23 protein-coding genes are annotated in these 23,750 nt (G+C 63.4%); 10 read left to right on the forward strand and 13 right to left on the reverse strand.

Going from position 1 to position 23,750, the window contains the following annotated elements; translation table 11 throughout:
* The 3 genes from KY459_15030 to KY459_15040 form a co-directional block, all read right to left on the reverse strand.
* Positions 1-289 (reverse strand): GNAT family N-acetyltransferase (locus KY459_15030; GenBank protein ID MBW3566023.1); only part of this gene is annotated, 289 nt, incomplete at its 3' end.
* A gap of 103 nt (positions 290-392) precedes the next feature.
* Complete coding sequence (locus KY459_15035; protein ID MBW3566024.1) at positions 393-1,349, reverse strand: transposase; 957 nt, start codon at positions 1,347-1,349, stop codon at positions 393-395.
* Between the two features lie 272 nt (positions 1,350-1,621).
* A complete protein-coding gene (locus KY459_15040) occupies positions 1,622-2,548 on the reverse strand; it encodes an arginase family protein (protein ID MBW3566025.1) in 927 nt (308 codons plus the stop codon).
* Between the two features lie 414 nt (positions 2,549-2,962).
* Here KY459_15040 and KY459_15045 point away from each other — a divergent pair, with 414 nt between their 5' ends.
* The 6 genes from KY459_15045 (at position 2,963) to KY459_15070 (ending at position 9,056) form a co-directional block, all read left to right on the forward strand.
* Positions 2,963-5,077 carry a thioredoxin family protein gene (locus KY459_15045; GenBank protein MBW3566026.1) on the forward strand — a complete coding sequence of 705 codons (2,115 nt, stop codon included), beginning with the start codon at positions 2,963-2,965 and terminating at the stop codon, positions 5,075-5,077.
* A gap of 46 nt (positions 5,078-5,123) precedes the next feature.
* Positions 5,124-5,741, forward strand: a complete 618-nt coding sequence (locus KY459_15050; protein MBW3566027.1) for a thioredoxin family protein — start codon at positions 5,124-5,126, stop codon at positions 5,739-5,741.
* Between the two features lie 39 nt (positions 5,742-5,780).
* Positions 5,781-6,389, forward strand: coding sequence for a thioredoxin family protein (locus KY459_15055; GenBank protein ID MBW3566028.1), 609 nt, complete (start codon positions 5,781-5,783; stop codon positions 6,387-6,389).
* 422 nt (positions 6,390-6,811) lie between these two features.
* Positions 6,812-8,053: a DUF3592 domain-containing protein gene (locus tag KY459_15060; protein MBW3566029.1), complete on the forward strand. Its 1,242-nt coding sequence runs from the start codon at positions 6,812-6,814 to the stop codon at positions 8,051-8,053.
* Positions 8,053-8,439 carry a hypothetical protein gene (locus KY459_15065; GenBank protein MBW3566030.1) on the forward strand — a complete coding sequence of 129 codons (387 nt, stop codon included), beginning with the start codon at positions 8,053-8,055 and terminating at the stop codon, positions 8,437-8,439. Before KY459_15060 ends, KY459_15065 begins: the two co-directional genes overlap by 1 nt.
* A 47-nt stretch (positions 8,440-8,486) precedes the next feature.
* Complete coding sequence (locus tag KY459_15070; protein MBW3566031.1) at positions 8,487-9,056, forward strand: hypothetical protein; 570 nt, start codon at positions 8,487-8,489, stop codon at positions 9,054-9,056.
* A 101-nt stretch (positions 9,057-9,157) separates the two neighbouring features.
* On the opposite strand, the gene KY459_15075 is transcribed toward KY459_15070, so the two are convergent.
* From KY459_15075 to KY459_15085, 3 genes are all read right to left on the reverse strand, one after another.
* Positions 9,158-9,988, reverse strand: a complete 831-nt coding sequence (locus KY459_15075) for a DUF4105 domain-containing protein (GenBank protein MBW3566032.1) — start codon at positions 9,986-9,988, stop codon at positions 9,158-9,160.
* 134 nt (positions 9,989-10,122) lie between these two features.
* Complete coding sequence (locus tag KY459_15080) at positions 10,123-11,052, reverse strand: bile acid:sodium symporter family protein (GenBank protein MBW3566033.1); 930 nt, start codon at positions 11,050-11,052, stop codon at positions 10,123-10,125.
* A 38-nt stretch (positions 11,053-11,090) separates the two neighbouring features.
* A complete protein-coding gene (locus tag KY459_15085) occupies positions 11,091-11,681 on the reverse strand; it encodes a hypothetical protein (protein ID MBW3566034.1) in 591 nt (196 codons plus the stop codon).
* Positions 11,682-12,165: 484 nt separating this feature from the next.
* On the opposite strand from KY459_15085, the gene KY459_15090 reads away from it, so the two are divergent.
* A complete protein-coding gene (locus tag KY459_15090; protein ID MBW3566035.1) occupies positions 12,166-13,269 on the forward strand; it encodes an aquaporin in 1,104 nt (367 codons plus the stop codon).
* Positions 13,270-13,277: 8 nt separating this feature from the next.
* Here KY459_15090 and KY459_15095 read toward each other — a convergent pair whose 3' ends face one another.
* Positions 13,278-14,780 (reverse strand): alpha-amylase, encoded by a 1,503-nt coding sequence (locus KY459_15095; GenBank protein ID MBW3566036.1) that lies wholly within the window; start codon positions 14,778-14,780, stop codon positions 13,278-13,280.
* 88 nt (positions 14,781-14,868) lie between these two features.
* On the opposite strand from KY459_15095, the gene KY459_15100 reads away from it, so the two are divergent.
* Positions 14,869-17,616: a glucosidase gene (locus KY459_15100; protein ID MBW3566037.1), complete on the forward strand. Its 2,748-nt coding sequence runs from the start codon at positions 14,869-14,871 to the stop codon at positions 17,614-17,616.
* Positions 17,613-18,416, forward strand: a complete 804-nt coding sequence (locus KY459_15105; GenBank protein MBW3566038.1) for an SDR family oxidoreductase — start codon at positions 17,613-17,615, stop codon at positions 18,414-18,416. The genes KY459_15100 and KY459_15105 overlap by 4 nt, the downstream gene beginning before the upstream one ends.
* Before the next feature lie 321 nt (positions 18,417-18,737).
* Here the strand turns inward: KY459_15105 and KY459_15110 are convergent, their stop codons facing one another.
* From KY459_15110 to KY459_15125, 4 genes are all read right to left on the reverse strand, one after another.
* Positions 18,738-18,947, reverse strand: coding sequence for a hypothetical protein (locus tag KY459_15110; GenBank protein MBW3566039.1), 210 nt, complete (start codon positions 18,945-18,947; stop codon positions 18,738-18,740).
* A gap of 148 nt (positions 18,948-19,095) precedes the next feature.
* Positions 19,096-19,305: a hypothetical protein gene (locus tag KY459_15115; GenBank protein ID MBW3566040.1), complete on the reverse strand. Its 210-nt coding sequence runs from the start codon at positions 19,303-19,305 to the stop codon at positions 19,096-19,098.
* A gap of 134 nt (positions 19,306-19,439) precedes the next feature.
* Positions 19,440-20,369 carry a bile acid:sodium symporter family protein gene (locus KY459_15120; protein ID MBW3566041.1) on the reverse strand — a complete coding sequence of 310 codons (930 nt, stop codon included), beginning with the start codon at positions 20,367-20,369 and terminating at the stop codon, positions 19,440-19,442.
* A 34-nt stretch (positions 20,370-20,403) separates the two neighbouring features.
* Positions 20,404-21,024: a class I SAM-dependent methyltransferase gene (locus tag KY459_15125; GenBank protein ID MBW3566042.1), complete on the reverse strand. Its 621-nt coding sequence runs from the start codon at positions 21,022-21,024 to the stop codon at positions 20,404-20,406.
* Between the two features lie 331 nt (positions 21,025-21,355).
* Here KY459_15125 and KY459_15130 point away from each other — a divergent pair, with 331 nt between their 5' ends.
* Complete coding sequence (locus tag KY459_15130; GenBank protein MBW3566043.1) at positions 21,356-21,772, forward strand: hypothetical protein; 417 nt, start codon at positions 21,356-21,358, stop codon at positions 21,770-21,772.
* Positions 21,773-22,021: 249 nt separating this feature from the next.
* On the opposite strand, the gene KY459_15135 is transcribed toward KY459_15130, so the two are convergent.
* Together KY459_15135 and KY459_15140 are read right to left on the reverse strand one after the other, a co-directional pair.
* Positions 22,022-22,741 (reverse strand): hypothetical protein, encoded by a 720-nt coding sequence (locus KY459_15135; protein MBW3566044.1) that lies wholly within the window; start codon positions 22,739-22,741, stop codon positions 22,022-22,024.
* Positions 22,742-23,075: 334 nt separating this feature from the next.
* Positions 23,076-23,720 (reverse strand): rhomboid family intramembrane serine protease, encoded by a 645-nt coding sequence (locus KY459_15140; GenBank protein MBW3566045.1) that lies wholly within the window; start codon positions 23,718-23,720, stop codon positions 23,076-23,078.
* Positions 23,721-23,750: the final 30 nt, after the last annotated feature.

A 23,750-nucleotide genomic window follows, 5' to 3' on the forward strand; every position in this document is an offset into this window, starting at 1 on the left:
GGGTCGCGACACCCTTGCCCCAATGCTCCTTGCCGATCCAGTAGCCGACGAGGCGGACACCGTCCTGGGGCCAGCTCCCGATGTTGCCCGCGACCTGGCCGTCGAGGAGGATCGTTCGCGTGACCGCTGCAGGGTTGCCGAGGATCTTTGTCGCCCAATGGGCGTCGAAGGCTGCGCGGTCGCGGGCGGCGAAGGCGGCCATGCGCGTGGCGTCGGCATCGAGTTGTTGCTCGTAGAAGATGGGAAGGTCGTTGGGATCGACGTCGCGGAGTCGTACTTCGTTACTCATTTGCCTACACCCGGCCAGCCTGTCGGTCCATCTGTCTCTTTTCCCTTAGTGATGTGCGAAACAGACAAGGTAAGTTGGGTAAGTTGGGGTCAAACCTCGAATCTTAACTTAACGCGCACCGAATCGCCTCGATCGACCGGCGGAACTCATGGTCGCTCCCCTCGAGTTGCTCGCACTTTTGGATCATCTTCGAGACTGCGGGCTCGGAGACTCCGAGGTACTCCGCAATCATTCGATGAGTCAATCCGCAGTCGCGATAGGCGAGTTGCGCGAATGCTTTGCGCCCCGGCCGACGGTTCTTCCGGCGCAGGCCCTGCGGCGTCTCGTCAAACTCCCTGAGCACGAGCTCGATCACGTGATCCAGAGTCGGTCGTACGATCTCGAGTTGAGCTCGGGGATGTTCCCGGCTTCTCGCTTCGGACGACACGATCGTTTGCATCATCTCGCAAAACGCTTCCCCTCCCAGATAGATCTGACCGATGAGCATCTCCCACGGCTTGTACGACGCTCCTCTGGCATCGGCCACGAATCGCCTGTAGCTCTCGCGCGACTGGCCGCTGTCGCCAGTGCCGAAATTCGAGAGCGTACTCTGCGTCTCGAGCCAGGAGGGCGTCTTCGTCAGCCCGGCAGTCGCGCGGTAATTGCTCCACTGCCAGTCGCCCGCATATTTGACGGCGTGGCAGCGTACCGGGTTCAGAACGATATACCGCGTCAGCTCCAGTAAATGCGATTCCCGCTCAACCAGGATGCTCTTGAACCGCCCCTGAAAGAGATGCCCGACCCGATCATGACGCGTGTTGAACCACATCGCATAGGTCTCATTCAACCGCTTCATCCCGGGCGAGAGACCGATCTCGGGTGTCTCGATCAGCAGGTGATAGTGGTTCGACATCAGAACCCACGCATGAAGGATCCAGCGCCGAAGCGTTACTACCTCTTCGAGAATTTTCAGGAATCGCCGCCGATCCCTGTCATCGCGATAGATGACACGCCGCTCATTGCCGCGCGAGGTGATGTGGTGGATCGCGCCAGGAAAGTCGATTCTGAGCTGGCGGGACAAACGAGCGCCGGATGAAGGCCAAATCGTTGCCGGGTGACCGAGTGGAGCGTGATCGTACCTCGGAGCGCCGCGCCGGGCAACCCCGGTAAGTTATGTTTCAAGGTGCGACCCCAACTTCCCGGACGGCAGAGTCCCCACGACCGTACTCGGGAGTGTTAGCCATTCGTCCCCCCCCGGCTGCGTTGGTACTCAGGATTCTACAACGCCCTCACGAGAATCGATTCGAGCGACAGCCCGCGAAGGTGTGACCCTATTTTCGGCGCCCCAAATGATCATCTGGGCACCGGGACGATGCGTCCTTCGAAAGCGGCGCGCAGTAGCGAGACGAGCCGCCGCCCGCAGTCGAGACCGGGGTCGAGCGTCGGGTCATAGATCGTGAGCTGGAGACCGATCGCCTTGGGACTCGCCACGAGCGCCGCGAGCAGCGTAGCGAGTTGCTCGATGTCGGGACCAGCGGGCTCCGGCGAGTCCACGGCGATCATCACCTCGGGCGACAGCACGTCGGCGTCGACATGGATCCAGAAGCCATCCACTCCCGGCGCCGCGACGCGCGCGAGCATCTGCGCCGCAAGCGCGCCGAGCCCCACAGCATCGAGCGGCATCGGGAGATCGAGGATCTCCGACTCGGCGAGCGCCTCGTGGCCGTACCAGAGACCATCGGCGTCATCGCGGCGGCCGACCAGGGCGATATCGCCTGCCCGAACGAGCGGACGCTCTGAGTCCAGGGTCGCGAGCGGCGAGCTGCCGCGGCCTATCGCCAGGGCGAGGTCCATGCTGGCGGCCGATCCCGTTGCCGAGTCGGCGGGAGTCGCGAAATCGGCGTGCGCGTCGATGTATGCGAGTCCGACGCGGTGCTGGCCGGCGCGGCGCGCGCCGAGGAGGCTGCCGAGGACGTTGCTGCAGTCGCCACCAATCACGATGGGGAAGCCGCCTTCGGAAAGCACTGTCGCCACGCGCTCGGCGAGCAGATGCGAGTATCGCACGAGTTCAGGCTCGTTGCGCACGCCACCGGGCGGGCGTACGAAATCGCGGTAAGGCTCCGGAAGCACGTCGCCGGCGTCGCGGGCGCCGAGTGCGGCCCCGAGCCCGAGTTGTCGCAGCGTGGCCGGCGCGCGATCGACATGGCGCATGGTGCCATCGTCGTACGGCTTGATGCCGAGGCTGCTGGCCGCGCCGATCAAGGTCAGGTGTCGCGTCATGCGTTCAGTACCCACAACTTGATGCCATGACTCTACAAGAGCCTTCGGAATTCCTCCGGAGTGAATCCCGCATCCTTTGCGATACTACCCGTCGTATGGGTGGTCACAGCGTTATGGCGGGGAATGGTGACGATGCGCGTCCCGTCGGAACATGACGATTGCCTGCCTTGACGTACCACTCGGAAATTAGCTTTCTCGAGAGCAGCGACGGCACGCAGGTGGTTGATTCGGGCGCGGCCGCAAAGAATCTCCGCCGAAACCATACCTGGAGCTGGACCGTATGCAGCGGCAGGCACAGCAATCATGGAAAGCCACGAAGACCTCACAACGGCTTCATCGATGCCGATCGTCCTCGAAATCCTTTCAGAAGCGACACATACGGATAAACGTCATATCCGTATGATGTGGAACCGAATGCTCCGCAGCACCATCATCTTTCTGATCGCTTCGCTGGCGGCTCTCCCGAGCTTCGGGGAACCGGTCTCCACCCCGCACGTCACCGCTGAGCTGCTCCTCGGCGGCAGTCACGTACGTCCCGGCGAGGAGTTCCGCGTGGGGCTGCACCTCCGGATGAAGGAGGGGTGGCACACCTACTGGAAGCATCCGGGAGACTCGGGCGAGCCCACCACCATCGACTGGGTTCTTCCGGATGGCTTCACCGCAGGACCGATCCTCTGGCCGCAGCCGCAGCGGATCTCCATGGAACCGCTCACGACCTACGGCTATGAAGGCGACGTTCTTCTCATGGTGCCGATGCGGGCTCCGGCTACGGTCGTCGCGGGAAGCAGCGCTTCGATTACCGCCAATGTCTACTGGATGGTCTGCGAGGAGATCTGCATCCCCGAGGAAGTAACCCTCGGCATCGACGTACCGGTCGCGGCCGAGCCCTCCACCCCCGGTGCGTCCGCAACTCTGTTCGACCGCAGCACCGCCACCCTCCCGGTCCCCTCCGATGGGTGGCAAATCCGAGCCGCCGAACAGGACGACCGCATCATCCTCCGGGCCCGGCCTCCGGAGGGATTCCGCATCGAGCAGCCGGGGATCAGCTTTTTCGCCGCGACCGGTCCGCTCATCGAATACAGCGCACCCCAGCCGGTCTCCCTCCGCGACGGTGAGCTCACCATCGAGCTCACGAGGTCACCCTACGCGGCGGACGACCTCCGGCGACTCTCCGGAGTGCTCCACGCCCCCGCCGGCTGGGTTCCGGGAGGGCCGGTGGCGGTCGAGATCGACGCGCCAATCGATGCGGCTTTCGCGATTGCTCCAGTGACCTCCGCGCGTCCGCCGCTCACACTTCTGATTGCTCTCGGCCTGGCCTTCCTCGGAGGAATGGTCCTCAACCTGATGCCGTGCGTGTTCCCGGTCGTCTCGCTCAAGATCCTCGCGTTCATGCAGCACTCGGGGGACGAGCCCAGGCGCGTGCGGCTCCACGGCCTTTCTTTCGCCTGCGGAGTGCTCCTCGCGTTCTGGATCCTGGCAGGACTTCTTCTCGCGCTTCGCGCCGCCGGCGAAGAGATCGGCTGGGGTTTTCAACTGCAGTCCCCCGCGTTCGTCGCAGCCATGGCGTTCCTCCTGTTCGGCCTCGGACTTTCGCTTTCCGGCGTGATGGATATCGGTACCTCGCTGACGAGAATCGGCGGCGCCGCGGCGGGACGAGCGGGTTACCGCACCAGTGGGCTGAACGGGATGCTGGCGACGGTGGTCGCCACTCCGTGCACGGCCCCCTTCATGGGAGCGGCACTCGGCTTCGCCCTCACTCAGTCGGCCCTGGCCGCACTCCTGATCTTCACCGCGCTCGGCGCCGGAATGGCGGCTCCGTACGTTGCCCTGTCCCTCTGGCCGGCGCTGCTCCGCTTTCTGCCGCGGCCTGGACAGTGGATGGTTCGGTTCAAACAGCTGATGGCGTTTCCACTGTTCGCTACCGTAGCCTGGCTGGTGTGGGTCTTCGGCCACCAGACCGGCGTTGACGGCATCCTCCGGCTTCTTCTCGGACTGACTCTGGTCGGAGCAGCAGCCTGGGTATGGGGCTCCTGGTCGACTCTCGATGCATCATCCCGCACCACGGCCACGGCTCGCAGCGTCGCCGTCGCCCTGCTCGCTTCCGGATTCATGCTGAGCGTGACTGCGGAGCCGGTCAGCAGCGAAGTGAACGCCGCAGGAGTGCTGCAGGACGGCTCGGATGTGCAGTGGGAGCCGTGGTCGGAAGAGCGCGTTGCGGAACTGCGTGCCGAAGGACGCCCGGTGTTCATCAACTTCACCGCCGCGTGGTGTCTGACCTGTAAGGTGAACGAACGCGTCGCCTTCAGCTCCGCCGGGGTGAGCAGAATTGTCGGCGAACGCAACATCGCCATGCTGAAGGCCGACTGGACCAACCGCGATGATGCCATCACACGCGCGCTCAGCTCGTTCGGCAGGTCGGGCGTCCCGCTGTACGTCGTCTACGAGGCCGATCCATCTGCCCCGCCCCGTCTACTTCCCGAGATCCTCAGTCCGGGGATGCTCATAGAGACGTTTTCCCAATTCCAATGACGATTCACGAGGAGGTTTCATGAAGAAGTTCTACGGCAGCATCGGAATGGCGGCGGTCGCGCTGCTGATGGCAGTCATGGTGGTGGCGTGCGCGGAGGAAGCGACAGCATCGTTCGATGGCCCAGCACCGGAGGTCGGCAAGGCGGCTCCGGGCTTCAGCGTCGCGGACACCAACGGTCAGACGCATTCTCTCGACCAGTACCGCGGCAAATGGGTGGTTCTCGAGTGGCTGAATCACGGCTGCCCCTACGTAAAGAACCACTATGACACCGGAACGATGCAGGCGCTGCAGAAGAAGTACGCGGCTCAGGATGTGGTCTGGCTCTCGATCGTCTCCTCGGCGCCGGGCAAGCAGGGGCATTACTCGAATGAGCGCGCCAACGAGCTGACGCAAGAAAAGAATGCGTCACCTCATGCCGTGCTCGTCGACTCATCAGGGACGATCGGCAGGGCCTACCACGCACGCACGACTCCGCACATGTTCGTGATCAATCCCGAGGGGAACATCGTTTACATGGGCGCAATCGATGACACGCCGACTACGAATGCCGACCGCCTGAAGACGGCCCGTCCGCTCGTCGACATCGCGCTCCAGGAGGCGATGGCAGGCAAGCCGGTCAGCGTTCCGGCGAGTCAGCCGTACGGCTGCAACGTCAAATACTGAGATTTGAGCTCGAGCAATCACAATCCACGAGGAGGGTTCATGAACAAGTTCTATCGCAGCATCGGAATGGCGGCGGTCGCGCTGATGATGGCAGGCACGTTGATGGCGGCACCGGAGATCGGCAAGGCAGCTCCGGGCTTCAGCGTCACGGACACCAACGGCGAGACGCATTCTCTCGACGAGTACCGCGACAAATGGGTGGTTCTCGAGTGGCTGAATCACGACTGCCCCTACGTGCGGAAGCACTACGACAACGGAGTGATGCAGGCGCTGCAGAAGAAGTACGCCGACCAGGGTGTCGTCTGGCTCTCGGTCGTCTCCTCGGCGCCCGGCAAGCAGGGCCATTTTCCGAATGAGCGCGCCAACGAGCTGACGAAAGAAAAGAAGGCGGTACCTCATGCCGTGCTCGTCGACTCAGCAGGCACGGTCGGGAGGGCCTACGCCGCACGCACGACTCCGCACATGTTCGTGATCAATCCGGAGGGCAACGTCGTCTACATGGGCGGGATCGATGACAAACCGACTGCACGTGCCGCCGACCTGAAGACGGCCCGCCCGCACGTCGACATCGCGCTTCAGGAGGCGATGGCAGGCAAGCCGGTCAGCGTACCGACGAGTCAGCCGTACGGCTGCACAGTGAAGTATTGAGACGCGCAATCTAGCGGAGTTGACAGAAGAGTGGACGAAAGGAGTGGACGACTGAGTGGACGGTGGTGGCGGGTCCACTCTCTTGTCCACTCTTCCGTCCAGTAACCATCCACGGGGTCATTTTCGATCGATTGATTGCGCCGTCGCGTCGTGCTAGCGTTCGCGACCGGTCGCTCCGCGAATGGATCCGCGCTTAACATCCCGAACCAGTGTCAAGAAGTCCGGCGGAGCCGGCTGTGGCTGCATCCTTCCGCCGCTGATCGGACTCGGCATCGCGGCCTGGCTCCTTCCGGGACTGGATTCGTAATCCGACGGCCGATACGATACCCCCCGAGATCATTTTCGCGGCGTTCATCGTTCTGGTCTCGATCTCGATCGGTTACAACCTGAGACTTCGCCATCGCAGGGCGCGAGCTGCCGCGGTGTCTGCAGCGGGGCCGGTCGAGTCGATCACCGGAAGCGCTTCCAGCCAGCGGGGCCCAAAGAACATCGGGCGGATCGTCTTTGGGATCTTTCTGCTCTTCGGGCTCGGCTTCATGATTCCGTTCGGCTTCATGTTCTGGGGGCTGATCGACAGCAGCAACTGGGAAGAAACTCGATGCACCGTGACCTCCAGCGAAGTCGGCGTGCACTCCGGTAGCGACGGCAGCACTTACAGCATCGACATCCGGTATCGCTACGAGTGGAACGGGGAGGAGTACTCGGGCGATCGATATCATTTCTCCTCGTTCGGCTCGAGCAGCGGCTACCAGGGTAAGGCCGATGTCGTGGAGCGTTACCCGGTCGGGTCCGAGACTCCCTGCTGGGTGGATCCGAACGATCCGGAGAAATCAGTACTCGCTCGGAAGGTCGGCTGGGAAGCGCTCTTCGTCCTCCTGCCACTCGTTTTCGTCGTCATCGGCCTCCTCGGAGTGCTCGGCTCGTTCGGCGCCATCGGCAAAAAGCTTCATACCCAGCGGCGCGCCGACTGGCTGCCGGGCTCGGACGATGAGGAGCAGGCTCCTCCGACGAGCGCGCTCGAGCGGGAGCGCTTCATGCCGAACTCGACGGAAACCGGAAGCGATCCGAACGTGCTCGAGGCGAAGACGAGCCCGAAGGGGCGATTCATCGGGTCGCTCTTCGCCGCGATCCTCTGGAACGGGATCGTCTGGCCGATCATCTACTTCGCAATCATCGCCGGAGACGAGCGCGAGGGATGCCTGATCGTGTTCATGGGCATTTTCGCCCTCGTGGGGCTTGTGATCCTCCTCTCTGTTCCGTACTACGCGCTGGCGTTGGCGAACCCGCGGATCACGATGCGGCTGGGGGGTCCGCTGGTCCTCGGCGGGAGCACCTCGCTCGCCTGGAGTTTCAACGGAAAGGCGGACCGGATCCGCAAGCTGATCGTGAAGCTCGAAGGACGGGAGGAAGCGCGTTATCGAAGAGGCACCAATACCCACACCGACAGAAGCACCTTCTTCGAGCATGTCATCATCGAGCAGACGAACAATCTCGCGATCGCCTCGGGGCAGGCCACGATCGATGTTCCGGAGGGAACGATGCACAGCTTCGATGGAGCGAACAACCGAATCGTCTGGTTGCTGTCGGTTCAGGGTGACGTCCCCCGCTGGCCCGACGTGAGCGAAGAGTTTGAGCTGACGGTCCGACCGAAGGGGATGGTTTGATGGACAGCATCCGAGTCGATGTCGACGGGCAGACGGCGCTCGAGCCGGGAAGCGAGATTTCGGGGTCGGTTCACTGGAGCCTCGCCTCCGCTCCGAGGTCGGTGCACACGCGCCTGTTCTGGTATACGGAGGGGAAGGGAGATCGGGATCTCTCGATCATCGAGGAGGCGACTGTCGCCGGGAGCTCACCATCCGGCGAGACTCCGTTTCGCTTCGTGCTGCCGCCGGGACCGTACAGCTTTTCCGGTGAGCTGATCTCGCTGATCTGGGCGATCGAAGCCGTGGCGGAACCGTCCGGTGCAACCGGAAGGGTCGAGCTCACGGTCGGGCCAGGGGGTCGTGAAGCGCGGATCGACAAGATGGAAGGCCGGGAGGACGTGAGTTGAACGCCGAGCGACGAAGAACCGCCGGCGACGCCTCGACCTGCTGAAAAATGCGAGCTCGGGACAATCCATTAGCCGCGGGACGTTTCGACCGGGTGCGCTATCGCTTTCCCGACGGTCATTCGATGGAGGAGCTTCTCGCGCGGCTCCGCGCGCGGAAGATGCGAGGAGCGCTGGTCGGCGGCGAGGGGAGAGGAAAGTCGACGCTTCTCGGCGAGATCGGTGACCTTCTGATCGACGAAGGCTATTCGGTCTTGCGCATCACACTCCACCTCGGTGAGTCACGTCTCCCGAGGAAACTCGCCGGAAAGCTCGCGACGGCAGACGGGCGAACGGCCGTGCTCGTCGACGGCGCGGAACAGCTGTCGCTCAGCTCGTGGCTCCGGCTGAGGGTGAGCGTCCGAAACGCCGGTGTTCTTCTGATCACGTCTCACCGGGAAGGGCTGCTCCCGACGATCCTTCACTGCGGAACCTCACCGGAGCTGCTCGAGGGAATCCTCGACGAGCTCGCGCCCGACCGCCCCGCCGATTTCCCCTCCGCGGAGCACCTGTGGCGAAAACACCGGGGCGACCTGCGCCAGGCACTCTTTGAAACCTACGACGCGTGGGCGAGGCTGTGAGGGAGGTCCTGCCGAGCTTTGAAGCGGAGTGGACAGAGGAGTGGACGGAAGAGTGGACAAGACAGTGGACCGCCACCCCTGTCCATTCAGTCGGCCACTCTTCACTCTTCAACCCCGCGGATCCTGCGGGAGAACTCGGGATCGTCCGCGAACCGCTCCGCGGCTTCATTGATTCTGAACCGCTCGCGGATCATCTCCCGCGAAAGGTCCGTATCGATCAGGCCCAGCTCCAAGGCGAGCTCGTCGGAGTGTCCCGGCAGGATCACGCCGCGCTGGAGGCGCGGCACCCGTCCGGGGGCGATCGTGTTGACGTGTGACACGAGATTCGTCGTGCAGGTATTCGTGAGCGTGTTGTAGTGCTCGGGCTCGGCGGCGAGTTGATTCGCACGGCCGAGCATGTCGAGAAACATCGCGCGCGCCCGATCGGGTGTCGTGCGGATAGGGTAGAGGAAGACGTCGTTGCGGCGGTGATTCGCGCGAAGTCCGATCAGGTCGCGCTCGTCGGCGACGACGTACATGAGCTCGTACTGTCGCAGCAGTCCTCGGAATGGTGAGAACGACTCCCCCTGCTCCTTCCGGATCTCGACCGAGATCGCGACGTATTCGTCGTTCTCGAAGCCGAAGCTGACGAAGGTGTGCGCCAATGCGCCCCAGCCGCCGAAGGGCTCCACGACGAACCAGACGGTCTCTAGCTCGCGGAGATCATAGGTGCGCTGTTCCCAGCGCGGCGTGAGGTCTGTCTCCGACTTGTAATCGAAGTTCCGGACGTTGCGGATGGTGACGAGCGGATCGTCGACGACTGCCGTCGCCAGCCGCGACTGATCGATGGTCCAGTCGCGATCATTTGACGGCCGCACGATCGCCGCGAACCCCAACCACACCAGGAGCAGCGTAACCACCGTTCCTGCCACCCATTGAATCCATCGTCGCATCGCCCGGGTATCTTAGGCTCGGTCCGGAGTAGGAGGCCTAACGCCCAGGCGTAAGAGGTGCGGAGCTCACGTACATGGCGCACTCGGACTGCCTGGCAGCGCTCGGCAACGAATCGGACGGCTGGGAGCGCCGGTCAGCCTGCGGGGGAAAGCGCGCTCTTGGCCGCATCCACGGCTGGTATGCGGGCCCATACCGCGGCGAGGGCGAATCCGAAGACGAGGTGAACCACGCCCCACAGGATCGAGGTGATCGCCACTCCCGCGAGGTTGGGAAAGAACGCTACTGCCAAACCGACAGCCAGTGCGACGTTCTGAAACGCGACCTCCAGTGTCACCGCGCGGCGGTCGCCGGCCACAAGGCCGGAAACCCGGGCGAGAGACCAGCCCAGCACCGCCGCGACGGCGAACGTGAATAGAACCGGAGGCAGCGCGGAATTGGCGAACGCGCCGAGCACCTTGATGTTGCCCAACAGCAGGATCGCCACCACAATGGCGAACACGCCCCCGGCGACGCGGCGCGACCACAGGCGAATCCTGTTCGCCGTCCCGGGCCGCCTGGCGCGAATGAGCATTCCGGCTGCCACCGGCACGATCAACATGATGAGCAGCACCATGACCACCCGCTTGGGATCAATCTCGATTCTTTGGAGGACGGCCCTGGTGGCGGGATTCATCGCCGCCCAGAATCCGAACAGCAGCGGCGTGGCCACGATGCTGAACAGCGTCGAAACCGCCGTCATGCTGACCGACGTGGCCACACTGCCGCGCGCCACGCCGGTAAGGTAGTTCGACAGCGCCCCGGCTGGGCAACAGGCCACGAGCAGCAGGCCGAGCGCGATGCTCGGCGTGTCGGCCATCATGCGGCCGAATCCGTAAGCGACACCGGGCAGGATAATGAACTGCGCGACGAGTCCGATAAGCGGCGCCCTGGGGCTTCTGAGGATACGGCGGAACTGCTCCCACGTCAGGTCCAGCGCCACGGCGAACACGAGAAAGCCCACCATGACCGCGACGGCGATGCCGACTGTCGGGCTGAAATTGAATGACGCCTGATCGATGTCCATGACTCACGAGACGGCGCTGGCCTCCAGATTGGCGCCGTTTATTTTTGTTTCGACTTCCTCGATCTGAATGTCGGACAGTAGCGCTCCGACACTCCCGCCGCCAGCGGCTCGTCGAGGTCCACGTCATTGCGGCTCCTCTGCGCCCCCCAGGAGAACACGTTCTCGAAGAGCGGAAGCCACCGGTCGTTTCGCACCATCTCGAGAAAATGGACCTCATGCTCTTTCTCGCGGAGACCCATCTCATGAAGGATCTCGTCGTGCGCCTCGATGCCGAGGTCGTGGAAGTAGCGGATCATGATGTAGTACTCGCAGACGTTTCCACTCTCGAGTCGGCCGGCGAAGTAGTAGGGCATGAAGCGACCGATCACGTGGCAGGCCAGTCCGATGGTCCGTCCGATGAGCTCATACTTGATCTCGAGCCACCGCGAGATTGGAACGTCGTACCTCGCCATGATCCGGAGGACGTTCTCTCGATGATCCCACTCGTCCTGCTCGATTCGTCGGACGGCGGCCTTCTCCAATGGATCCCGAAGCGAGGCAGCGTGGCCGACGTACGCGAGCGAAGCCGCCTTCTCCGCCGAGTAAGCCGTCTGGAGTGAGCGGACGAGTTGGGGATGATCGAGTTTCATTGGCGTTTACCAAGTTTATCCTGAGACATGGGCAACACTCGCCCCCATCAAACCGCCACATGTAAGTTGGGGTCAAACCTCGAACCGCCACATGTAAGTTGGGGTCAAACCTCGAATCCTAACTTAACGCGGACCGGATCGCCTGGATCGAGGTGAGGGTCACACCTTCGTTTTTCGACTCGACCCTCATTGCTGCCTCGCAGGCATCCTACTCCTCGTGGAGAGATGTGACTAAAGTTTCCATTCCAGGGAGAAAAGCGATCCAGAAAACGACAGTCTCGGATGCTGGTGTGATCGGTGGTCCGAAGATGCAGAAGGCGAGATCCTTCGCGGCGCTCAGAATGACAGTTAGAGAGTGTAGAGGGTCACACCTTCATTCCGAGCGCAGCGAGGCATCTCGGTTCCCTTCCCCTGATCCGGTAGCGCGCGCCGGCCCGTAAGCGGGCATAATGCCGCTCGTCCCATTCCCAAGGAGGAGTGCTTGATGAAGGAGCATCTGCCCGAGTACTTCGCGGAGTTTGCCGGCACCGCGATCATGATGGCCATCGGCACCGGAGCCATCGTCTTCATGTGGTCCGAAGGCTCGATGATGACGGAGCTGATCCCTTCAGAAGCCCTGCGGCGCCTCGCCACCGGAGTGCTCTTCGCGGGCGGGGCGACGCTGGTGGTGATCTCGCGCCTGGGGCAACGCAGTGGCGGGCACCTGAATCCGGCGATGACGCTTGCCTTCTGGTGGAAGGGACAGGTGGCACCGCCCGACCTGTTCGCTTACGCCGGCGCGCAGATCGCCGGCGCGCTCCTGGGCGTGTGGATCGTCGCGATGGTGGGCGGCGCCGCGGCCGAGAGCGTGCAGTGGGGCATTACCCTTCCGGGCGCCGGCTACTCGGTGCCCGAGGCGTTCCTCGCCGAGGCGGTCATCACCTTCCTGCTGGTCTTCCTGGTGCTTTTCTGCGTGAGCAACCAGCGCTTTGCCGCCGCCACCCCGTTCCTCGCCGGCGCGCTGGTCGCATTCCTCGTCTGGGTGGAGGCGCCGATCTCCGGCACGGGCTTGAATCCGGCGCGCAGCTTCGCGCCGGCGCTGGTGAGCGCAAGGTTCGAGCATCACTGGCTCTACTGGATCGCACCGGCGGTGGGCGCCATCGCAGCGGTGGTCCTTTTCGCCCGGACGGTCGACACGGCCGAGCGCCCCGGCTGCGCCAAGCTGTTCCACACGGAGCGCTACCGGTGCATCTTCCTGCAGTGCGCCTACGAAGTATTTCCCGCCGGGCGCGTGGTGATGCGCGAAGGCGAGCAGGCCGTGTTCGCGTATGTCATCGAAGAAGGCGAGCTCGAGGTGCGCAAGCGCGCCGAGGACGGCAGCGAGCGCGTGCTCTCGCGGCTCGGCCCGGGAGAATGGGCCGGCGAGCTCGGAATGCTCCTGCGCCTGCCGCGCTCGGCCACGGTGGTCGCGTCGCGCGACTCACGTCTGCGCATGGTGACCGAGCAGAACTTCAAGCACGTGATCGCCGAGCACCCGACGGAGACCGAGCGGCTCCTGCGCCAGCTCGCGAAGCGCCTGCACGAGACGAGCGCGCAGCTGGTCCTCTAGAGGCTGCCTCAAGCGGCCGCGGCCACCCGGAAAAGGTGCGCAGCGTGCCCGTCCAGGCGAACGAAGAGCCCGTTCGCCTCGAGGTCGCCGCGTTCGCGCTCGTAGTACCGGTCGTCCAGCGCATCGACGAAGTGGAAGCGCGCGCCGGCGGGAAGCTGGGCGCCAACCGGCAGGCGCCCCTGCGCCGCCGCGGCCGACATGTTGACGACGACCAGTGCGTATCCGTCGTCAAGGCGCCAGCTCCAGGCGAGAAGCTGCTCGTGGCTGCGGTCGCTGTCGGGCGCGGCGTGCACGAGCGACCAGGTCCCGGCATGAAACAGCGCATCGTCGGTCGCGTGCAGCACGCGTTCGTAGACCGCACGCAGCGCGAGATCGGCCGACTCGGCGCGCGCCGCATTGAGCGGCATGGGCAGATGCACCGAGCGGCCTTCGAACTGGCCCTGGTGGAAAAAGCGCAGCCCCGGCAGCGTGGCGATGAGCGCCGCCAGGCCGGGAAGGCGCGCACGTCCATAGGCTTCCGCCGCGCGGTGTTCGTCGTGGTTTTCCAGGAAGCGCGCGAGCTTCGATTGGTAGGCGATGTCCGCCGAAAGGTGGGCGCGAAGCTCGTGCGCATTTCCGGCACGCAGCCGGTCGTACAGGCGCTTGTCGTAGGTGAAGTCGAAACCCAGGTCCTGGAGCGTGCCTTCCATGTCCCAGTACACCTCGGCCATCCACAGGAAGTCCTGCGGCAGGGCGGCGATCGCGGCTGGCCAGAACTCGTCCGCCGGCGGTGGGCCACTGAGCAGCCGACCCCAGGTGCGCGCGAACACGTCGTTCAGCACCAGCATCGCCATGTCGCAGCGCACCCCGTCGCAATGCCGGGCCACGGAGCGCAGCACCTCCAGCATCGCCGCGCGCGCTGCCGGTTCGAAGTAGTTCACCTGGGCCGTATCGGTCCACGGCGCGAAGTAGGGATCGCGCCCGCGGGCGACGAAGTACGGCGAGCGCCCGGCCGGCTCCACGAGGATGAATGACGCGGGATTGCGCTGGTAGTCGGCCTGGCTGCCGCCGACGAAATACTCCGGATGGGAGTCGATCCAAGGATGGTCCGGGCCGAGGTGGTTGGGTACGAAATCGAGGATGAGTCGCATGCCACGGGCGTTGAGCTTCGCGCGAACCGCGTCCAGGGCTGCCCAGTCGCCGATGCGCGGGTCCGGGGCGTACTCCGTGATCGAGAAAGGCGAGCCGACCACCGCCTCGAGCGTCCATCCGGGAAATGCGCGGTCGAAGTGGCGAAAGTTCGCCGCGTCGGTACGGAAATGGCGCCGTCCGGCGATGCTTCGCTTCCATACGCCGAGCAGGTACACGAAATCGAAGCCGAGCCCCGCCAGGTGATCCCATTCGGCGTCAGGTACGTCAGCGAGCGTGAACGGGCGACCGGCTGCCGCGCCGAGCTCTTCGAGCCACGCCCAGGTGTTGATCTGGTACAGGTGCGGATGAAGTCGCCACGGCTTGGGGCGGGTCGGGGACATCGCGCTCGCGCTCCTTGTCCGGTTGTATTTCCGAGAGTTGCGGTCGACACGCTATCATGCGTGCCACAACAGGCCCCAAAGGAGAGCGATGGCATCCCGTGAAAAGCAGCGGTTGGAAGAAATGCGCGGCGGCGGCGAGGACTGGCACAAGTGGGGACCGTACCTGAGCGAGCGCTCGTGGGGCACGGTGCGCGAGGACTACAGCGCCGAGGGGAACGCCTGGACGCATTTCACCCACGATATGGCGCGCTCCAAGGCCTACCGCTGGGGCGAGGACGGCCTTGCCGGCATCTGCGACCGCTACCAGATCCTGTGCTTTTCGCTCGGCCTCTGGAACGGGCGCGACCCGATCCTGAAGGAGCGCGCGTTCGGCCTGGTGCCGGCCGAGGGCAACCATGGAGAGGACCTGAAGGAGTACTACTTCTACCTGGATTCCACGCCCACGCACAGCTACATGAAGTACCTCTACAAGTATCCGCAGGCGGAATATCCCTACGGCTGGCTGGTGTCCGAGAACGGCCGGCGCGCCGGCTCGGGGCCCGAATTCGAGCTGCTCGACACCGGGGTCTTTGACGACAACCGCTACTTCGACGTATTCGTCGAGTACGCGAAGGCCGGCCCCGATGACCTGTGCGTACGAATCGAGGCGTTCAATCGCGGACCGGTCGCGGCTACGCTGCACCTGGTGCCGCAGCTGTGGTTTCGCAACATCTGGTCCTGGGGTGAGGTGCCGAAGCGCCGGCCGGTGATCGCCGCGGGCGCGCCCACGGAGGGCATGGTGAGCGTCGTCGCGGACGACAGCGATGCCGATGGACTGGACAACCTGCCTTTCCAGTACAAACTCGGCAAGCGCGTGCTTTCCGGCGAGGCCGATGGCGAGCCGCTCTTCACCGACAACGAGACCAACACGCGCCGGCTCTACGGCTCCGAGGACGGGCCACGGCACACGAAGGACGCGTTCCACCGGTTCATCGTGAACGCGGAGCGCGAAGCCGTGAACCCGGAGCACCGCGGCACCAAGGCCGCGCTCCACTACATCCGCGACGTGCCGGCGGGCGGCTCCACCGTCCTGCGCCTGCGACTCTCCTCCGGCGCCGGGGCCCCGGCCATTGCCGCCGAGGTGGACCGGATCGTGACGCAGCGGCGCACCGAAGCCGACGCGTTCTACGCGGCCATCCACCCGCATGGAGCGAGCGAGGACGAAAAGCGCGTGCAGCGCCAGGCCTTCGCGGGCCTCATGTGGAGCAAGCAGAACTACCTGTTCGACGTGGCCAAGTGGCTCGAGGGCGACAACCCGAAGATGCCGCCCCCTGCCTCGCGCAAGCACGGCCGCAACAAGCACTGGAAGCACCTCAATTCCATGCGCGTGCTCTCGATGCCCGACAAATGGGAGTATCCCTGGTTCGCGGCGTGGGACCTCGCCTTCCATACGGTGGCGATCTGCCTCATCGATCCGGACTTCGCCAAGGAGCAGCTCTGGTTCATGCTGTTCGAGCAGTTCCAGCACCCCAACGGGCAGATCCCGGCCTACGAGTGGGAGTTTTCCGACCTCAACCCGCCGGTGCATCCCTGGGCCGTCTGGCGCGTCTACAACATGGACCGCATCCGCTCGGGCAAGGCGGATCGCGTCTTCCTGGAAAAGTGCTTCCAGAAGCTGCTCATCAACTTCGCCTGGTGGATCAACAAGGTGGACTCGTCCGGCAACAACATCTTCGAGGGCGGCTTCCTCGGGCTCGACAACATCACGCTGTTCGACCGCTCCGAGAAGCTCCCCGGGGGGGCAGTCCTCGAGCAATCCGACGCCACCGGCTGGATGGGCCTCTTCTGCCTGAACATGATGCGCATCGCGCTCGAGCTCGCGCGCGAGAACAAGACCTACGAAGGGCTCGCGACCAAGTTCTTCCAGCACTACATCTACGTGGGTGCCGCCATGAAGCACATGGGCGGGCGCAACTACAACCTGTGGGACGAGGAGGACGGCTTCTTCTATGACGTGCTGCGCTATCCGGATGGCAACTTCCAGAAGCTGCGCGTGCGCTCCATGGTGGGCCTCATCCCGCTCTACGCGGTCGAGCGGCTCGAGACCGACTGGGTGGCGCAGTTCCCGGAGTTCAAGAGCAGCCTCGACTGGTTCATGAACAACCGCCGCGACCTCACGCAGCATTGCGTGAGCCGCATCCCGGGCGCGGCCGGCGAGACGCTCGCCCTTACGATCGTCGACCAGAAGCAGCTCGGACGCATGCTCAAGTGGCTGGCCGATCCGGAGGAGTTTCTCTCCGATTACGGCCTGCGCAGCCTCTCGAAGGCCCACGGCCGCAACCCCTTCGTGCTCGGCGATGCCACGGTGGCCTACGAGCCCGGGGAGGCCGACTGCAAGATCAAGGGCGGGAACTCGAACTGGCGAGGACCCATCTGGTTCCCGACCGCCTTCCTGATGATCGAGTCGCTGCGCAAGCTCGGCAAGGCCTACGGCGACCAGTTCGAAATCGAGGATCCCTCGGGCCGGGTGTGGACCATCGGCGAGCTCGCCAGGACCCACGCCGACCGCCTCATCAGCATCTTCGTGCGCGACGCGAATGGCGAGCGCCCGCTGTACGGCTCGATCGCGAGGTTCCAGAACGATCCGCACTGGCGCGATTACCTGCAGTTCCACGAGTACTTCCACGGCGACACAGGCGTGGGGCTGGGCGCGGCGCACCAGACCGGCTGGACCGGGCTCGTCGCCTCGCTCATCGACGAATGGCGCGACGAGCAACCGGCGCAGGCCACGAAGGCAAACCAGAAGAAACAGAAGAAACAGAAGAAACAGAAGAAAACAGTGGAGGAAGTGCAATGACCTACCAACCCCTCGTGGGCCAGAAGGCGCTCGTGACCGGAGCAAGCTCGGGCATCGGCGCGGGCGTGGCGCTGGCACTCGCCCAGGCCGGCGCCGAAGTCGTCGTGAATTACTCCTCGAGCCTTGCGGGCGCCGAGAAAGTCGTGGACGAGATCACCGCATCCGGCGGCAAGGCCTTCGCGGTGAAAGCGGACATTTCCCAGGAAGCCGACGTGAAGGCCATGTTCGACGAGACGATCGCGAAGCTCGGCACCATCGACATCCTGGTGAACAACGCCGGGTTACAGCAGGACGCGGCCTTCACCGACATGACGCTCGCCCAGTGGAACCGGGTGATCAGCATCAACCTCACCGGCATGTTCCTGTGCTCGCAGCTCGCGGTGCGGGAGTTCGTGCGCCGTGGCCAGAAGTCGTATTCCAGGGCGCTCGGCAAGATCATCTGCATGTCCTCCGTGCACGAGGTCATTCCCTGGGCCGGGCATGTGAACTATGCGGCCTCCAAGGGCGGGGTCAAGCTCTTCATGCAATCCCTCGCTCAGGAAGTGGCCCCCCTCAAGATCCGGGTGAATTCGATCGGTCCGGGCGCGATCGCGACACCGATCAACCGTGCCGCCTGGGAGACGCCCGAGGCGCTGACCAAGCTCCTCGAGCTGATTCCCTACGGACGTATCGGCCTGCCGGACGACATCGGCAAGGCAGCGGTGTGGCTCGCCTCCGACGACTCAGATTACGTGAACGGCCAGACGATCTTCGTCGACGGCGGCATGACGCTTTACCCGGAATTCGCGGACGGCGGCTGACACGCGACCGTGCAAGGACCGCGATGGCCATGACCATGCCGCATCCGGAGAATTGATCGACCTTCGGCTTTCCCTGCCTCCAGGCTCAAAAAAAGCGGGGCCACGTCTTTGATTTTCGGCGCACGGGCCGACGATCGGAGGTGAGGGTCACACCTTCGTTTTTCGACTCGACCCTCATTCTGCCTCGCAGGCATCCTACTCTTCGTGGAGAGTTGTGACGAAAGTTTCCATTCCAGGGAGAAAAGCGATCCAGAAAAACGAAGGTGTGACCCCCCTATAGGTGGTCGACGCAGCACTGCAACGCCTGGTTAGCGCGCTACTTCAACCTCGGGAGGACTTCCGTGCTCCTCGAGGTACTCTCTGAGCCTGGTTGACGACGGCGGAATCCTTGAAGACCTTCGCCAGGTCGGAGTCGAGCAAGATCACGTTCGTACCGCGCTGGTACTCGTCGTAAAACTTGCCTCGTTCGCCACCGCGAAGGTCATACTCGTCTCTCATCTCGTCACGATCAGGCTTCTCAGTCATCTTCATTACACCCTTCGTTCGCGTCTCGGTTTTGGGGTCAGGTCTTCGGTTTTCGGTCGATTCCACCGATCGTAGAATCCAGCACCCAACTAGGGCAAACTTTCTACTCCTCGTAGGCCACACAAAAAACAAAGACCTGACCCCAGAGGTCAGCTCACGGCGTGAGGTCTGTCTCCGACTTGTAATCGAAGTTCCGGACGTTGCGGATGGTGACGAGCGGATCGTCGACGACTGCCGTCGCCAGCCGCGACTGATCGATGGTCCAGTCGCGATCATTTGACGGCCGCACGATCGCCGCGAACCCCAACCACACCAGGAGCAGCGTAACCACCGTTCCCGCCACCCATCGAATCCATCGTCGCATCGCCCGGGTATCTTAGGCTCGGTCCGGAGTAGGAGGCCTAACGCCCAGGCGTAAGAGGTGCGGAGCTCACGCACATGGCGCACTCGGACTGCCTGGCAGCGCTCGGCAACGAATCGGACGGCTGGGAGCGCCGGTCAGCCTGCGGGGGAAAGCGCGCTCTTGGCCGCATCCACGGCTGGTATGCGGGCCCATACCGCGGCGAGGGCGAATCCGAAGACGAGGTGAACCACGCCCCACAGGATCGAGGTGATCGCCACTCCCGCGAGGTTGGGAAAGAACGCTACTGCCAAACCGACAGCCAGTGCGACGTTCTGAAACGCGACCTCCAGTGTCACCGCGCGGCGGTCGCCGGCCACAAGGCCGGAAACCCGGGCGAGAGACCAGCCCAGCACCGCCGCGACGGCGAACGTGAATAGAACCGGAGGCAGCGCGGAATTGGCGAACGCGCCGAGCACCTTGATGTTGCCCAACAGCAGGATCGCCACCACAATGGCGAACACGCCCCCGGCGACGCGGCGCGACCACAGGCGAATCCTGTTCGCCGTCCCGGGCCGCCTGGCGCGAATGAGCATTCCGGCTGCCACCGGCACGATCAACATGATGAGCAGCACCATGACCACCCGCTTGGGATCAATCTCGATTCTTTGGAGGACGGCCCTGGTGGCGGGATTCATCGCCGCCCAGAATCCGAACAGCAGCGGCGTGGCCACGATGCTGAACAGCGTCGAAACCGCCGTCATGCTGACCGACGTGGCCACACTGCCGCGCGCCACGCCGGTAAGGTAGTTCGACAGCGCCCCGGCTGGGCAACAGGCCACGAGCAGCAGGCCGAGCGCGATGCTCGGCGTGTCGGCCATCATGCGGCCGAATCCGTAAGCGACACCGGGCAGGATAATGAACTGCGCGACGAGTCCGATAAGCGGCGCCCTGGGGCTTCTGAGGATACGGCGGAACTGCTCCCACGTCAGGTCCAGCGCCACGGCGAACACGAGAAAGCCCACCATGACCGCGACGGCGATGCCGGCTGTCGGGCTGAAATTGAATGACGCCTGATCGATGTCCATGGCAGACTCTCCCTTCCGTCAAGCGGCCATGCCGTTACACAGCGCTTTCTTTGCGCCCCAACATGCAGTGGGCGCCGAACCGCACGGCGTCGTTGCGACCGGTGCGGGTTTCGGTGAAGCCGGCCTGGCGGAACGCGGCTTCGAGATCGGCAAGCTCGTGAAGATGAAAACCGTCCGTCGCAGCCGGCTTGAAGCGCATGAAGTTCTCCCGAATCGGGAACGTCACCGCCGCCAGCCCGCCGGGCTTGAGAACCCGGTGCATTTCTTTGAAGACCGCGCCCGGATCGGCAATCACGTATGCCGTGGCGACAGTGCACGCCTTGTCGAACGTTCCATCGTCGAACGGCAATGCGCCGCCGGAGGCTTGATGCAGCGCCACCCGCCCTTCCGCGATGGCTTGGGCGTTCTTCTTTGATGCCATCTCGATTGCCGTCTTCGAGATTTCGGCGCCAGCCACGTGGCCGTTGGATGCCCGTTCCGCAAGCAGCCCGATGTTCGCGCCATTGCCGAAGCCGACCTCCAGAACGTGGTCATTGGGCTGCACGTCCATCAGGTCCGCCGTCCAGCGAGCGTGCTCAATGGTTTTTGGAGTCATCCAGCGAAACAACGCCTTGCCGAGTACTCCCTTGGGATGTTGCAACTGCTTGCCGATCACACGGAATAGGCCCATGGGCCACCTCACTTGGTCGAGTGTCGCAGGTCACGAATGTCGCAACCATAGTCACTTTCGTGTGGTGGGGCAACCGGGCATTTGTCCATCGTCTGACAGGCAGGTGCGCTCTGGACAGGGCGCTCGCCCGCTCAGCAAAAAGCGGGTAAGTCGGGGTCAAACCTCGAATCTCAACTTAACGCGGAACCGGATCGCCTCGATCGACCGGCGGAACCCACGGTCGCTCCACTTGAGCTGCTCGCACTTCCGGGGTCATCTCGAGACTGCGGGCTCGGCGGGATAAATGAGTGCCGGATGAAGGCCAGATCGTTGCCCGGTGACCGAGTGGAGCGCGATCGTACCTCGGAGCGCCGCGTCGGTAAGTTATGTTTCAAGGTGCGACCCCAACTTCACCAACGAGATTGATGAACTGCCTCCCCGAACTACGACAGAACTCACAGCCTTTGTAAACGAGAGGAAGGGATCAGCCGTAGCCTCGAAAGGTTATCGGTTGTGGGAGTTTTTCGTCCCTCTTCACGACGCGCAAGTTCGGCCCTCACGATTCGTGGAAACAGAGAAATTCGGCATCGCAACAATCTCCACACTCCGATACATCGATATCGAGAGTAGAGACCATAGCGAGCTGATTGAGCTCGCCTTCGAGATGATGGAGAAGGACATCGAATACGTCGTCAAGGTCTTCCATCCTCCCAGACGCAATACGTTGGAGAAGCTCGACGCAGCCAGCGGGTAAGTTGGGGTCAAACCTCGAATCTCAACTTAACGCCCACCGGATCGCCTCGATCGACCGGCGGAACCCACGGTCGCTCCGCCCGAGATGCCCGCACTTCTGGATCATCTCGAGACTGCGGGCTCGGCGGGAAAACGAGCGGCGGATGAAGGCCAAATCGTTGCCCGGTGACCGAGTGGAGCGCGATCCTACCTCGGAGCGCCGCGTCCACTAAGTTACGTTTCAAGGTGCGACCCCAACTTCGTCCTCATCTTAGTTCGGCCAGTAGAGCGTCGTTTCATGAGTGACATCGTCCGTTGCGCTGATGAGAGCCCAAAGGCGCCGTCCTTCAGGTACGGAGCGAATCTCCACCTGAAGCAACCCACCCTCGTCTACGTCAGAGAACGCTTCCGACCTGAATGTCAGCTGCGCGTAATTTGGATATGACGGGACGTGCGCAAAGCAGCATTCGGAAGGAATAGTCGCGAGCTCCAGCGTTTGTTCGAGCAAGAGGCGCGCGGTTCCGAGCGTCTGCACGCGGACGACCACCTGGGTAGAAGGTTGGATGTCAGGTTCATAAACGCGCACAGTGAGCCGGGCTCGCTTCGACACCGGAATTCCCATCACGGTGACGGACGTCGTCCTAAAGTCCGGCTCGCGAACAACCGGAATCATCGTCCTGTTAGCTGCAGTCGGACCGAGCACATACGCTGAAAAGAAAATATCCCCTGAGTAAGCCTTGTCCACAAAAACAAGACGCGCGGGGACCGCGCGATGAACGTTTGCCGTGTGCGCCGGTGGATAACCAAACATGCGGAGCCCAGTCACGACTTTTGGCCGCACGGTCGAACGTTCTGGAATCGGCGCGATGAACCAGACATTCGGAATGACCTCAACGTCATCCTCGGAATCGTTGAAGACCCATAGCTCGCTCTGCCAGCGTGATCCTCCCGCGCCCCCAACTATGGTGGGGATAAATATCGGAACGAGCACGCGCTCGAACCGTGCAGCGAGCTCGTCCGGACTCGGACCGTAACCGTGATCCGCAAGAGTCGCGTGGGAGAAGAGGAAAATCGTGAAAACGAGGAGGGATCGCGTGACTACTCGCATATTGGTATTACGGCACCGGCGCCACGATCGTCTATACACCAACTAACGGCTCTGCATTCAGCGGGCAGGTAGGCCACCGAAACGCTTGAGATCGGAGCCCAGGTGCAGTGCCGACTAATTGAATAAATTGAACACTTTAATGCGCAAATTGATCCTATCAATGCCTGAAACGTCCGAGGTTTCAGCGCGATCGTCCGGTGAACGCTGCGGGTTCCGCTCATGCTTCCGGCGGACGTTCGCCGACCTCGACGATCAGAGAGCCGGGGCGTTGCGGGGGGTCGGGATGTGGGATCAGTCCGAGGATCGCGCCGCTGATGAATCCCCCGAGATGCGCCGCATTGTCGATTCCGGCCCAGGTGAATCCGAAAACGACGTTGAGACCCGCCCACATGAGCAGCATCTCGAACAGTCCGGCGGTCCGGCGTCCGCGCCAGTAAGGCGACCGCCGGATTCCCGTGATCAGCGCTCCGAGCAGACCGAAGATTGCGCCGCTCGCTCCAGCCGTGACGGACTGTGTGAAGAAGAAACTCGAGAGCGAAGCGACCAGAGCGGTTATGAAAAAGATCGCGAGCATCCGGCTCGAGCTGAACATCACTTCGTAGAGCATGCCGAGCTGGTAGAGAGCCCAGAGATTGAAGACGAGATGGAGAAGGCCGACGTGGACCAGGACGATCGTGAAGAGCCGCCACCACTCACCCGCCTCCAGCGCACCGGGGTAGAGCGCGCCCGCCCGAATCAGCGCCGGGGTATCGGCGGTGGTGAGGGCGAAGAGCGGAACGCCCACGATGACCTCGTGAATGAACCCGAGGACGATCAGAAAGATCAGCGCTCGCGTGACGGGCGCCGCTGGCTTGATGCGCACCTGCCGGGTTCCCTGGGGGTCTGTTGAATC

This window comes from Acidobacteriota bacterium (assembly GCA_019347945.1).
Classification (GTDB): domain Bacteria; phylum Acidobacteriota; class Thermoanaerobaculia; order Gp7-AA8; family JAHWKK01; genus JAHWKK01.